The 13328-nt window shown below is 69.6% G+C and carries 12 protein-coding genes; 9 read left to right on the forward strand and 3 right to left on the reverse strand.

Annotated features, from left to right (window positions below):
• Nucleotides 1-55 precede the first annotated feature (55 nt).
• From C461_RS14130 to C461_RS14145, 4 genes are all read left to right on the forward strand, one after another.
• Nucleotides 56-2131, forward strand: a complete 2076-nt coding sequence (locus tag C461_RS14130) for a DUF7096 domain-containing protein (protein WP_008002384.1) — start codon at nucleotides 56-58, stop codon at nucleotides 2129-2131.
• Nucleotides 2128-2850 (forward strand): DUF7345 domain-containing protein, encoded by a 723-nt coding sequence (locus C461_RS14135; RefSeq protein ID WP_008002385.1) that lies wholly within the window; start codon nucleotides 2128-2130, stop codon nucleotides 2848-2850. The genes C461_RS14130 and C461_RS14135 overlap by 4 nt, the downstream gene beginning before the upstream one ends.
• A gap of 377 nt (nucleotides 2851-3227) precedes the next feature.
• On the forward strand, nucleotides 3228-3926 hold the full coding sequence (locus C461_RS14140) for a V-type ATP synthase subunit D (RefSeq protein ID WP_008002386.1): 699 nt from the start codon (nucleotides 3228-3230) through the stop codon (nucleotides 3924-3926).
• A 20-nt stretch (nucleotides 3927-3946) separates the two neighbouring features.
• Nucleotides 3947-4336 (forward strand): DUF6276 family protein, encoded by a 390-nt coding sequence (locus tag C461_RS14145; RefSeq protein ID WP_008002387.1) that lies wholly within the window; start codon nucleotides 3947-3949, stop codon nucleotides 4334-4336.
• A 37-nt stretch (nucleotides 4337-4373) separates the two neighbouring features.
• Here the strand turns inward: C461_RS14145 and C461_RS14150 are convergent, their stop codons facing one another.
• The gene (locus tag C461_RS14150) at nucleotides 4374-4736 is read right to left on the reverse strand and encodes a PLD nuclease N-terminal domain-containing protein (protein ID WP_008002388.1); all 363 of its coding nucleotides are present in this window, start codon (nucleotides 4734-4736) and stop codon (nucleotides 4374-4376) included.
• 91 nt (nucleotides 4737-4827) lie between these two features.
• Here C461_RS14150 and C461_RS14155 point away from each other — a divergent pair, with 91 nt between their 5' ends.
• From C461_RS14155 to cysS, 3 genes are all read left to right on the forward strand, one after another.
• A complete protein-coding gene (locus C461_RS14155; protein ID WP_008002389.1) occupies nucleotides 4828-6213 on the forward strand; it encodes a cryptochrome/photolyase family protein in 1386 nt (461 codons plus the stop codon).
• A gap of 86 nt (nucleotides 6214-6299) precedes the next feature.
• Nucleotides 6300-7580 (forward strand): threonine ammonia-lyase, encoded by a 1281-nt coding sequence (gene ilvA / locus C461_RS14160; RefSeq protein WP_049906711.1) that lies wholly within the window; start codon nucleotides 6300-6302, stop codon nucleotides 7578-7580.
• A gap of 350 nt (nucleotides 7581-7930) precedes the next feature.
• Entirely contained in the window at nucleotides 7931-9439 is a 1509-nt protein-coding gene (cysS, locus tag C461_RS14165; protein ID WP_008002394.1) for a cysteine--tRNA ligase, read from the forward strand.
• 265 nt (nucleotides 9440-9704) lie between these two features.
• Here cysS and pheA read toward each other — a convergent pair whose 3' ends face one another.
• Together pheA and C461_RS14175 are read right to left on the reverse strand one after the other, a co-directional pair.
• Nucleotides 9705-10511: a prephenate dehydratase gene (gene pheA, locus C461_RS14170; protein WP_008002395.1), complete on the reverse strand. Its 807-nt coding sequence runs from the start codon at nucleotides 10509-10511 to the stop codon at nucleotides 9705-9707.
• Nucleotides 10512-10550: 39 nt separating this feature from the next.
• Nucleotides 10551-11078, reverse strand: a complete 528-nt coding sequence (locus C461_RS14175) for a DUF7523 family protein (RefSeq protein ID WP_008002396.1) — start codon at nucleotides 11076-11078, stop codon at nucleotides 10551-10553.
• Between the two features lie 160 nt (nucleotides 11079-11238).
• On the opposite strand from C461_RS14175, the gene C461_RS14180 reads away from it, so the two are divergent.
• Both C461_RS14180 and C461_RS14185 read left to right on the forward strand, forming a co-directional pair.
• Nucleotides 11239-12108 (forward strand): CbiX/SirB N-terminal domain-containing protein, encoded by an 870-nt coding sequence (locus C461_RS14180; protein WP_008002397.1) that lies wholly within the window; start codon nucleotides 11239-11241, stop codon nucleotides 12106-12108.
• Nucleotides 12109-12110: 2 nt separating this feature from the next.
• Nucleotides 12111-13316, forward strand: a complete 1206-nt coding sequence (locus C461_RS14185) for a DR2241 family protein (RefSeq protein ID WP_008002398.1) — start codon at nucleotides 12111-12113, stop codon at nucleotides 13314-13316.
• Nucleotides 13317-13328 lie beyond the last annotated feature (12 nt).

Consider the following 13328-nt stretch of genomic DNA (forward strand, 5'->3'; position numbering starts at 1 on the left):
CAGACCGCCACGGTCGCCCCGATATATGTGATGGGCCGCCGTCCGTTCGTTCGTCATGCAAGGCACACGACTGTTGACCGTTCTCGTTGCGTTGGGGCTCGTCGTGGGCTCCGTTCCGGGCGGCGCGCTCGCGAGCGCGGTCGGCAACGGGGATGCGACGAACATCGACTCGCCCGACGCGGCGATCGAAGGTATCGACACGACAACCGCTGCGGCACAGACGGAAGACGGGAACACGACTGACGGTGACGCGACCAACGCCACCGGCGGCGACGCAAACGCCTCGGAGACCGACGCGAACACGTCACGGGCGACGGTCGGCCAACAGCTCGCGACGGTTATCGCCGTCACTGACGACGAGGTGTCGAGTGACGTCGAGTCCTCGTCGCTCGACGCTGCGTTAGAGAACGCGACCGAGTCCGAGCGCGCGTCGATCCTTACCGAACGGTCCTCGACGCTCCGTGAGCGCGCCGACGATATCGTCACCGAGCAGCGCGCGGCGCGCGTCGCCTACGAAGACGGCAATATCACCCGCGGGGAGTTCGCACAGCGGCTCGCGGTGCTCGCCGGAGAGGCCCGCACGGTCGACCGCGGCTTCGAGCGTGTCGATGCGCACGCCGCTGACGTCTCCGAGCTCGAACTCCGAGCGGCGGAGTATGACCGGAGCGCTAACGAGGCAGCACGACAGCGGCTCAACCGCGTGACGGGCACCGGCGCGAGCGCGCTGCTCGCCCAGTACACCGGCGAGCGCGCCGGCGAGTTCTCCCTCGAAGTCGACGGCGGCGTCTCCATCGAGGTCGAAAACGACGACGGCGAGCGCTCGCGCGAGTTCGAACGCGATCAGCCCGGAAACGGGAGCTTCGACGTGACGCAGAGCGAGGCGCTCGCGACTGCCGTCACGCAGCTGTCGACGGACGCCGACGGCGAGTGGTCGCTCCGTTCCGTCGATCGCGATGGGGACGACGGCTACTACGAGTTCGAGTTCACCTTCTTCGGTCCGGAGACGACCGGCGAGGCCGAGGTGAGCGTCGACGGCCAGACCGGCGAGGTGTTCGAGTTCGAAGAGGAGATCGAACCGCGCGAGCGCGACGACGAGGACGGCGACGATGACGACGAGACGCCGCTGTCGATCTCGATCGTCGACGGTACGACCGAACCCGGCGAGACGGTGACGCTTCGCGTGACCGCCGCCGGCGAGCCCGTTGAGGGTGCCGCCGTCGAACTCGACGATCAGGACGTCGGGACGACTGACGCCGACGGGCGGATCACGGTGACGCTGCCCGACGCCGACGAGGTCGACATCGAGGCCGAGGACGGCGAGCGCGAGGGCGAACTCGAAATATCGCTCGGCACGGACGACGGCGATGACGGCGACGACGAGGCGGACGCGGAGCTCCGCGAGCGGCTCTCGGTGGACGGCACCGCCGAGAACGGAACGGTCACCGTCTCCGTGGCCTACGACGGCGCGGGCGTCGACGGCGTCTCCGTCTTCGTCGACGGCGACCGAGTCGGAACGACCGGCGCGGATGGGAGCCTCTCGTTCGACGCGCCCGACGTCGACGACGAGCTGGAAGTGACGCTCGTGAAGGGCGCGTTCGAGGCCGAACTCGAGTTCGAGGTCGGCGCGGACGGGACGCTCGTGCTCGACGATATCGACGTCGATGAGCGTGACGCGGACGACGACCGCGACGACGACCGCGACGACGATGACGGCAGTGAGGACGATGACCGCGATGATGCCGATCGCGACAGCGACGAACTCTCCGTCGCCATCGTCTCCGGTGATCCCGCCCCGGGTGCGACGGTGACGGTAGAAGTGACGAACGCCGACGGCGAGCCCGTCGAGGGCGCGAGCGTCGAGATCGAAGGCGAGTCCGTCGGGACGACCGACGCCGACGGGCAGATCGAGGTGTCGCTGCCCGACGACGACGAAGCCGAGATCGAAGTCGAGGACGGCGACCGCGAGGGCGAGCTCGAATTGGAGTTCGAGACGGATAGCGACGAAGACGGTGACGATGCGGACGACGACGGCGACGATGCGGACGACGACGGCGACGATGCGGACGACGACGGCGACGATGACGACGAGGATGACGACGATGATGACGATGACGCGGAGGACGACGAGTGATTCGCTCCCGCAGTCGCATCGTGGTCGCCGTCGCAGTGGTTTCGCTGATCGGGACGCTCCTCGCGCCGGGCGTCGTTGCGCTCGACGGTCCGGGGGCTGAACCCGCGATCGAGGAGGGCTCAGCGTTCGTCGTCGCCCTCGAATCCGACGGCGACGCCACGGTCACGCTCGTGTTGACCTACGACCTCGACGACGCCAGTGACGAGGCGGCGTTCGAGAAGCTACGCGAGAGCCCGGAGAACACGACGGCTCGGTTCGGCGACCGCATGTCTCGGATCGCCGAGCGGACGGCGACGCAGACCGATCGCGAAATGACCGTCTCCGACGTCCGCGCCGAGGTCGAATCCGCGGACGAGACCGGTGTCGTCAGACTCTCGGCCACGTGGACGAACCTCGCCGCAGTCGACGGCGACCGACTCGTCGTGAGCGAGCCGTTCGCCAGCGAGTTCCGTCCGGACCGACCGTTCGTCCTCATCGCACCGGACGGGTACGCGCTCGCGGACGCGGCGGTCGACGCCGACGCGACGACCGCGCCCGACGGAGACGACGCCGCGACTGCGGAGTGGGCCGCTGGAACGGACCTGTCGGGCTTCTCGGCCGCGTTCGCTCCGAGCGACGCCGCCGGCGTCACCGACGGGTCGCTCCCGACCCCGCTGGCGCCGACGCTGGCCCTCCTCGCGACTGCACTGCTCGCGTACGCCGGCTGGCGACGAGCGTAGCCGGGTCTTCCGTTTCGACCTCACACGCTCGTCGCGACCGACACGGGTCCCGCCGGGTACCGCGACCCCCGCTGACCGCGACCCCCCACCGGACCCGAACGGGCGACCGCCATTCCGACGGCCGCCGTCGGAAGCGATCGCCTCCGCCGTCAGAGGCACACGAGCGGTCTCCGTCTCGCTCGCTCTCTCTTTTAGTTGGTCAGTTACTTCGCTTCCCCCAACGGCGTGGAACGCTCGTCCTGTGCGACCGGCTCGTCTGCTCGCTCGGCGTGCGTGCGCCGCCATATCCGGTACGGTATCCGGCCTGCGCGCTCGCGAGCGCGCACGTCACGACTGAAAAGAATTAACCGCCTCGGAGCGGAACGTGCCTCCAATAGATGGCCAAGGACGTCAAACCGACTCGGAAGAACCTGATGGCGATTGAGGACCGCATCGATCTCTCCGAGCGCGGACACGACACCCTCGAACAGAAGCGGGACGGCCTCATCATGGAGTTCATGGACATCCTCGACCAGGCCCAGGACGTCCGCTCCGAGGTGTCCGCGAACTACGAGACGGCACAGCGGACGATCGATATGGCCCGCGCGATGGAGGGCGACGTCGCCGTTCGCGGCGCGGCCGCGGCGCTCAAAGAGCACCCGGAGATCACGACCCAGTCGAAGAACATCATGGGCGTCGTGGTCCCCCAGATCGAGTCCTCGAAGGTCAAAAAGAGCCTCGACGAGCGCGGGTACGGGCTGCTCGGCTCGTCGGCGCGAATCGACGAGGCGGCCGACGCCTACGAGGAGCTGTTAGAGAAAGTCATTCTCGCCGCCGAGGTCGAGACGGCGATGAAAAAGATGCTCACGGAGATCGAGACGACGAAGCGCCGCGTGAACGCCTTGGAGTTCACGCTGCTCCCCCGTCTGTACGAAAACCAGGAGTACATCGAACAGAAGCTCGAAGAGCAGGAGCGCGAGGAGATCTTCCGCCTGAAGAAGATCAAAGCGAAAAAGGAGGACGAGGAGAAGGCCGAGGCCGAGGAGGCCGCGGCCGCCGCGGCTGCGACGACCGAGGAGCCAGAGCCTGCAGACTGATCCCGACTCGCACTCACCTGATGCCCTGTCCGCACTGCACCGCCGACACGGTCGCGTTCGCGGTCCCCCCGGCGCTCCGCGAACACGCGCCCGCACCGGAGACGGCGATCTGTACCCGGTGTCTGCGGACGTTCCCGGCGGCTGACGCCGCCGCAGCCCCCGACGATTCGACCGCTCCCGACTTCTCCGCCGTCGATCCAACGTTTCCGACCGGCGAGGCGGGGATCGCGCTGGCGCTCATCTGTGGCGACTTGGAGTCGTTCGCGCTGAATCGGGCGTCGATCGAGGCGCTCGTCGAGTATGCGGAGCGGACGGGCGTCGACGTGCTGGCCGCTCTCGACCGGCTCGACGCCGCGGACGCGGCCTTCGATCCGGACCGCCGCCGCTCGGCGCTGCTCGACATCCTGTAACGCCCCTCTTCTGTCACCGTCGCTCAGTCACCATCGTTTAGTCGTCGCGCTCGTCGTCGATGTCGACGCCCGGGGGATCGTTCCACTCGCCGCCGTCGTCTTCGGCCTCGCTCCCGGCGGGGCCGAGCGCTCGTTCACCTCGTCGGGACTCGTGGACCGCGAAGCCGGCTTCGCGGTCGCTCCCGCCGCCGGCGTAGGGATCGTCGGCGGGGTCGTAATCCAGTTCGTCGCGCTCGAAGAGGTACGCGAAGAAGCCGAACAGCGGGACGAAAAAGGCGATCGCCGCCCACTTCCGCCGGTTCATCCCCCGTTTCGGCGCGTCGACGTAGACGTAGACCGCGAAGGCGACGAGCCACGCGAGCGGGACGCCGACCAAGATGGCGACGACGAGCGGTTGCATACCGACGCTTCGGGCTCGGCAGCTTAAATTCACAGGTCGGTTTCGACTGCGCGGGCGAAGGGCACTATGCGACGGGAGCCGTGGGGATCGTATGCAGCTGTTCTGGCATCGACGCGACCCGCGGACTCGCGACAACGCGGGGCTCGCGGCGGCCGCGCGTTCGGGCGCGGTCGTCCCGGTGTTCGTGTACGACGCGGACCTGCTCGCGACGATCGGCGCCCGCCAGCGCGCGTTCTTTCTCCGGAGCGTGACGCGCCTGAAAGAGCGGTACCGCGAACTCGGCAGTGACCTGATCGTTCGCGCGGGCGATCCGGACGCGGTGCTCGTCGAACTCGCGGTCGAGCACGACGCGGAGACGGTGTTCTACAACGAGGGGTACCGACCGGCCTGCCGGAATCGCCAACGCGCGGTCGCGGCCGCCCTCTCGGACGCGGACGTCGCCACCGACCCCCGAACGGACCTCGTGTTGGTCGATCCGGGTCGGTTAGCAGCGCGCTACGAGAATCACGGGCGGTTTCACGACGACTGGGTGGCAGTCCCGAAACACGACCCGTACCCCGAACCCGGCGTCGACGCGCTCGCGACCGTGCGCGACCGGACGCCGGTCCCGCAGTCGGAGGCCGATATCGACCTCCCCGACGCGGGGTACGAGGCGGCCCGCGAGCGGTTCGACGCGTTCCTCGAACGCGGGATTGTCTCGTACGGCGACACCCGCGACAACCTGCGTCGGGCTGTCGAGGCGCCGACGCACGCGGTCTCCCGCATGTCGCCGTACCTCGCGACGGGCGCGATCGGGATCCGGGAGATGTGGGCGGACGCGACGGCCGCCTACGACGCCGCGACCGGCGACGAGCGCCGCAACGTCGAGAAGTATCGCGACGAGCTGTCGTGGCGCGAACAGATGTACCACCTGTTGTACTACGCCCCCGATCTCGCCGTCTCCAACTACAAGTCGTTCCCCAACGAGATCGCGTGGCGCGACGACGACGCGGCCTTCGAGGCGTGGACGCGGGGCGAGACGGGCTACCCGCTCGTCGACGCCGGGATGCGCCAGTTGAACGAAGAGGGGTACGTCCACAACCGACCGCGGCAGGTCGTCGCCAGCTTTCTGACGAAACACCTCCTGATCGACTGGCGGCGCGGGGCGCGCTACTTCACGGCACAGCTGATCGATCACGATTACGCCTCGAACCACGGCGCGTGGCAGTGGATCGCCTCCACGGGCACGGACTCCGTCGACGTTCGCATCTTCGACCCGGTGAGCCAAATGGCGAAGTACGACAAGGGCGCCCACTTCGTGAAAGCGTACGTCCCGGAGCTTCGCGACGTGCCCGCCGAAACGATCGTCGACTGGCCCACCCGTCCGCGGGCCGAGCGCACGGAGTTGGCGCCCGACTACGCGCACCCGATCGTCGACCGCGACGAGGGATACGAGCGGGCACGGCGCGTCTTCGAGGAAGCGCTCGGGAAGCGGTGACGCGGGTGAGTCGGCGCGGACGCGTCCAAAACTGACGCCGTTCCGTACCCGAGTCCTTTTTGAGCGACGCCGCGAACACCGGCGTCATGTCCTCCGTCACCATCGCCGACGTCGAGGCCGCGGCCGATCGGCTCGACGCCGCGGCGATCGTCCAGCGCACGCCCGTCGAGCGGAGCCGGTCGCTGAGCGAGCGCTGCGGCGCCGACGTGTTCCTGAAAATGGAGCACCTCCAGCGCACCGGCTCGTTCAAGACGCGCGGCGCGTACAACGCGATCTCGCTGGCTGTCGACGGCGGTACTGAGAGGGACGGCGACGACTCCGGTGCGTCTGCGCCGCCGATCGACCGCGTGGTCGCCGCGAGCGCTGGCAACCACGCGCAGGGGGTCGCGCTCGCGGCGGCGGGCGCGGAAATCGACGCGACGATCGTGATGCCCGAGTCCGCGCCGGCGGCGAAGATCGAGGCGACCCGCGGGTACGGCGCCGAGGTCGTGCTCCGCGGGAGCGCGTTCCCGGAGGCGATGGCGCACGCGCGGACGCTGGTGGACGAGCCCGGTGTTCGCTTCGTTCACGCGTTCGACGATCCGGACGTGGTCGCCGGGCAGGGGACGCTCGGATTGGAGCTGCTCGACCAGCTCCCGGCCGTCGACACCGTGCTCGTCCCGGTCGGCGGCGGCGGGCTCGCCGGCGGGGTCGCGACCGCGATCAAAGCGCGGTCGCCGGAGACGCGGGTGATCGGCGTTCAAACAGAGGGCGCCTCGACGCTCGCGGAGAGCCTCGCGGCCGGCGAACTGATCGCGCGCGAGGAGCCCGACACGATCGCCGACGGGATCGCGACCGGCGGCCTGAGCGACCTCACCCTCGGCCTCTTGGAGGCGCACCTCGACGACGTGGTGGTCGTCAGCGACGACGACGTGGCCGCCGCGATCTTGCTCCTCTTGGAGCGCGCCAAACAGATGGTCGAGGGCGCGGGGGCGACCGCCGCGGCCGCCCTGCTGGACGACGCGATCGTCGACGACCTCGATCTGGCCGGGGAGACCGTCGTCCCCCTGCTCTGCGGCGGCAACATCGACGTCACGACGCTGAAGGAGGTGGTGACGCACGCCTTGGTCGACCGCGATCAGCTGATCGAACTCGCCGTGCGGATCGACGACACGCCGGGAACGATGGGCGAGATCGCCACCCTGATCGGCGCCGAGCGCGCCAACATCCGGACGGTGCGCCACGAGCGAAGCCGACCCGACCTCCCGGTCGGCGACGCCGACCTCGTCTTCGAGGTGGAGACCAGCGGCCCGGCCCACGTCGACCGCGTCCTGAACGCGGTGCGCGAGGCGGGCTACCCCGTCGAGTGGACGACGCAGGAAGCGTGACGGGCGGCGCGGGCCATTTATAAACAACTGCGGCGGTGCGGTGGCGCGCGCCTTCGAGCGGCCGTTTATAAACGGCCGCGAGGAGCGCGTGCGAGGGACGCGGCGACCGAAGGGAGCCGCGAGGCTGGGGAGGCGTGAGGTGCGGGGCGGTGCGGAGCGAACGTTTGGAGACGTTCGCCGCGCCGTCGACGATTTATAATTGGGTGACTGATCCGATGGCGTCGATCGACCGATCCCGCCACCGTCGCCTCGTCACACTCGCGTCGACCCGTCGCCTCGACACCCGTCTCCCACCGTCGGCCTCGCCCGATCCGACGATTTAAAAGGCTCACCACGGCAATCACTCGATAATGAGTCTCGTCGTTACCGACACCCTGGCAGACGAGCGCGTCGAGTTCACGGCCGACGGCGACGTCACGCTGTACGTCTGCGGGCTGACGGTGTCGGACGACCCCCACCTCGGACACGCCCGACTGTGGTTCCACGCCGACGTCCTCCACCGATGGCTCGAACACATCGGCTACGATGTGCGCCACGTCGAGAACGTCACCGACGTCAACGAGAAGATCACCGCCCGCGTCGGCGAACGCGACGACTGGTCCGAAGAGCGCGACGTCGCGGCGGCGTTCACCGCGACCACCTTCGACGCGATGCGCGGGCTGAACCTGCTGCGCGCGGAGGTGTACCCCCGCGTCACCGAGCACGTCCCCGAGATCCGCGAGCTGGTCGAGACGCTGATCGAGAAGGGATACGCCTACGAGTCGAACGGTTCCGTCTACTTCGACGTCACGACCTTCGCGGAGTACGGCAAGCTCTCGAACCAGAACGTCGCGGACCTGGAGGCGCAGGGCGAACCCGACGAGCGGTCCGAGAAGCGCAACCCCGCCGACTTCGCGCTGTGGAAAGCCGACGGTGTGAGCGAGACCGCCGCCCGCGAGCACGCGAAACACGACCACGGCGCCGAGACGCCGACCGGCGAGACGTGGCCGTCGCCGTGGGGCGACGGCCGGCCCGGGTGGCACGTCGAGTGTTCGGCGATGTCGACGACGCACCTCGGTGACACCCTCGACATCCACATGGGCGGCCGCGACCTGGTCTTCCCGCACCACGAAAACGAGATCGCGCAGTCGGAGGCGGCCACCGGCGAGCGGTTCGCCCGCCACTGGCTCCACGTCGGCCTGCTCGCGATGGACGGCGAGAAGATGTCCTCGTCGATCGGCAACTTCTGGACCGTGCCGGACGCCCTCGACGAACTCGGCGTGAACGTCATCCGCACCTTCTACGCCGGGGCGGCCTACCGCTCCGAGCAGGCGCTCACCGAGGGGACGATCGCGGAGGCCGAGGAGCGCTGGGAGCGCCTCTCGCGCACCTACGACCGCGCCGTCGCGGCGCTCGACTCCGTCGACGCCCGCGCGAAGGCCGAAGACGGCGACCTCCGGGAGGCGGTCACCGACGCCCGCGATGACTTCGCGGCCGCGATGAACGACGACCTGAACCTGCGCGAGGCGACCGCGGCGCTGCTCGAACTCACCGACGCGGTGAATCGACACGTGGACGCGGTTGACGCCGACGCGGACGATGAGGCGACCAACGAGGCCGCCTACGACTACCGCGGCCTCCGCGAGGCGGTCGAGGCGTTCGCGGAACTCGGCGGCGACGTGTTGGGCCTCCAGTTCGAGGCCGAAAGCGACGGCGAGGTCGAACTCGCCGGCGAGCTGGTCGAACTGATTCTGGACGTGCGCGAGGCCGAGCGCGAGGCCGGCAACTACGAGCGCGCCGACGACCTCCGGGACGCGCTTCGTGACGTGGGTGTCGAGATCGAGGACGGGCCGGACGGCGCGACCTACCGGTTCGAGTAGAACGCAAATTTGCGTTTCACCAACGTGGCCATTATCGCGGCGACGACCGCCAAAGCCCCAGCTGTGAATGCGGCGCGACCGCACAGCACCTCATGCCTCCCCAGCCTCGCGGTTCCCTTCGGTCACCGCGTCCCTCGCACGCGCTCCTCACGCCCTCCGGGCGCTCGGAGGCGCGCGCCACGGCACCGCCGCATTTACTATAAATGTCGTCGCTGGCCAGCGTATCTATTTAAATACCACGTCGCTCCGACGGTTCAGTGGGTCCCTACTCCAACACGTGTTGGGTGTCGTACGACCCGAGCACGCGGACCCAGCCGTTGTCGGCGATGGCTTCGATCTCCGCGATCGCCTGCTCCATGTGCTCCTCGTAGAGCCCGGCGTCGACGTCGAAGTGGAAGAGGTAGTCGCCGAGGCGCTCGCCGCTCGGGCGCGACTCGATCCGCGAGAGGTTGAGGTTCCGGTCGGCGAACGCCTCCAGCAGTTCCAAGAGGAGCCCGGGGTAGTTCGCGTTCGGGTAGACGATGATGGTCGTCTTCCCGCCCGCCTCCGATCGGGCCGACTCGGGCGCGACGACGAGGAACCGAGTCGCGTTGGAGGTGCGGTCCTGGATGTCCTCCGCGAGGATCTCTAAGTCGTCGCCGGCGTTATCCGGGTGGCCGATCCCGGCGACGCGAGCGTCCTCGCGGGCGCGTTCGACCCCGCGGGCCGTGGAGGCGACCGCTTCGAGCCCCGCGGACGGGTAGTTCGCCTCCAGCCAGTTGCGACACTGCGCGAGCGCCTGCGAGTGGCTGGCGACGACCTCGAACTCCGGCCCCTGTGCGAGGAGGGCGTGCCGGATCGGGGTGACGACCTCGCGGGTGACCGCGATGTCGTGGTCGGCGAGCGCATCGAGGCTCTCCGTGACGGAGCCCTCGATGCTGTTCTCGATGGGGACCACCCCGCGCTCGAACTCGCCGGACTCGACGGCGTCGACGATGGCGGTGACCGACTCGCGGAACGACACCTCGGCGGCGACGGCCCGCGCCGCACGGTGCGAGTACGTGCCGGCGGGACCGAGCGTGACGGCGTTCATCGACCCTACCTATCAGACCACGTTAGAAAAGGGTGCGGGTCAGATCCCGTCGGTCGGCACCGCGTCCAGCGCGTCCTCCACGACCCGGACGGCGGTCGCTCCGTCTCGCCGCCCGACGACCGCGACGAGCGCGTCGCCGGCGACCCCCGCGGCCGTTACCGCGACGTCGACGGCGGCCAGTCGGCGGAGCACGGCTCCGAGCGCCGCGGCGTCGACCTCGCCGGTCGCGAGGATCGCGGTGTCGCGCCCCTCGCTCGCGACGACCGCGCCGCCGACGCGGAGGAGTGGGGAAGCGTCTCCGGGAGCGTCTTCGAGGCCGTCACCGTCGACGACGCCGACCCCGCTCCGCATCGAGACGCTCGCGGCGCGGTCGGCGGTCGCGTAGTCGGGGAGGTCCTCGCGGAACCGGCGGAGCGCGGTCGCGATCGCGTCGACGTCGCCGTCGAGGTCGGCCTCCTCGGCGAGCCACGCCGCGGCGGCGCTGTGGTTCAACAGTCCCGCGCGGAGCGCGTCGCGGACGAACGGGCGGGCTCGGACCGCTTCTCGGGTCTCGGCTGCCAGCGACATGCGTGCCTCTGCGACGCCGGGCAGTATTGCGGTTTCGGTCCCGACGAGCGCCGCCGGTCACGGGCCGAGCGCGGGTCGAGCGCGAGTCGGAAGCGAGCCGGCGTTCCCGCCGTCTCGCAGGCTCCGAAGTCCATAAGAGCGGCGACCCCCCAGATCGGATATGCAGTCGCTCGTCATCGTCGCACACGGCTCACACCTCAACCCGGATTCGAGCGCGCCGACGTACGACCACGCGGACACGATCCGCGCGACCGGCGCCTTCGACGAGGTGAAGACCGGCTTCTGGAAGGAGGAGCCGCACTTCCGGGAGGTGCTCCGCACCGTCGAGGGCGACGACGTGTACGTCGTCCCGCTGTTCATCTCCGAGGGCTACTTCACCGAGCAGGTGATCCCCCGCGAACTCCGCCTCGACGGCTGGGACGTCGCCGAGTGGGACTCCGACGGTCTCTCGGCCGACCAGGCCACCCTCGTCGCCGAGGACATCGACCGAGCGGTCCACTACTGCGGCCCCGTGGGGACCCACCGCGCGATGACCGACGTGATCGTCCGGCGCGCGGAGTCCGTCACCGGCGACCCAAACGTGGGCGACGACTTCGGCCTCGCCGTCGTCGGTCACGGCACCGAGCGCAACGAGAACTCGGCAAAGGCGATCGAGTACCACGCCGACCGGATCCGCGACCGCGACCGCTTCGACGAGGTGCGCGCGCTCTACATGGACGAGGACCCCGAGGTCGACGACCTGCCCGAGTTCTTCGAGAGCGACGACGTCGTCTTGGTCCCGCTCTTCATCGCCGACGGCTATCACACCCAGGAGGACATCCCCGAGGACGTCGGGCTCTGCGAGGACCACAGGCAGGGGTACGACGTGCCGACCGAGGTGGACGGCACCCGGATCTGGTACGCCGGCGCGGTCGGGACCGAGCCCCTCATGGCCGACGTCATCCTCGAACGCGCGGCCGACGCCGGTGCCGACCTCGGGACCGCACTCGACGACGTGCGTGAAACGACCCGCGTCGCCACGGGGGACTGACCGTGGCGGACCCGACGATCGACGCGGCGTCCGAGGCGGTAGCCGACGGATCCGACGAGCTCGACGTTCCCGCTATCGATCTCCCGAGCGACGCCTTCGGCGCCGTGCTCGACGCGCTCGACGGCCGCGAGCCCGACGAGCCGCTTCGGTTCGAGGGCTTCGCGGTCGCCCGCGACGACGCCGCGGCGGGCGAGTTCCGCCTCGACCCCGCCGGCGGCGACCCGCGAACGGGGCTGAGCGAGCGCGACCTCCACGAGGCGCTCGCCGACCGCGCCGCGGCGGTGACGGACTGGTACGTCTTCGAGCGCGTCGTCGGCGAGTTCGGTCCCCGCCGAGCGTTCCTGCGCTGGATCGAGGACGCCGACGGCGAGACGGTCGCGACCCGGTACGCCGCCCTCGCCGAGGGCATCGAGCGCGCGTGGGGCGAGCTGCAGATCACGGCCACCGTCACCGACCGCGGCGAGCGCCGGTACGACCTCCGCCACGCCGACGACGCCGGCGCCTCGGTCGACGATCTGGACGTGTACGAGAACCCGCTCGACGCCCGCGACATCGTCACGTACGACGACAAGGGGCGCTATCGCCCCCTCAAAACCGCCCCGTCGCTGACGGGCGGGTGGGTCTTCCCCGACCTCGGGCCGCGCGACGCGTACGAGGCGGTCGAGACGGTCTACCCGGCGACGGTCGCCAACTGGCACCGCGAGCGCGAAGGCGAACTCGACGTGAGCCACTGGCGCGAGACGATGGCGAGACAGTCCGGCATCTACGGCGTCGTGAAGACGTGGGACCGCGGCGAGGGCCACGAGCACGTGAACTGGGTCGCGGAGGCGTGCTGTGACGACTCGCAGTGCCTGAAGCGCCGGGAGTGGCAGTACGACGAGGAGACGGACCTCGACGTCGACGGCGGCGACGGCGTCTTCCCCTGCCGCGAGCCCTGCTCGGTCGTCGTCTCGGCCGCGCGCAAGTGGACCCGCCTCGAGAGCGAGCAGCCCCGGACCTACGAGTTCGAGTTGACTCCGAGCGAGAAGGAGCAGGTCGAGGACATCATCGACGCGGTCGCCGACGGCCGGATCGACGATATCCGCGAGGCCGACACGAAGGAGGGCGCGAACCGCTACCGCGCTCGCTTCCTGCGCGCCAAGCTGTTCGACGACGACGGGAACCTCGGCGGCGTGCCGACCGATCCGGACGAGGACGACGAGGAGTAACTCCCGCTTCGC

The sequence above is a fragment of the Halorubrum aidingense JCM 13560 genome, from assembly GCF_000336995.1.
Classification (GTDB): domain Archaea; phylum Halobacteriota; class Halobacteria; order Halobacteriales; family Haloferacaceae; genus Halorubrum; species Halorubrum aidingense.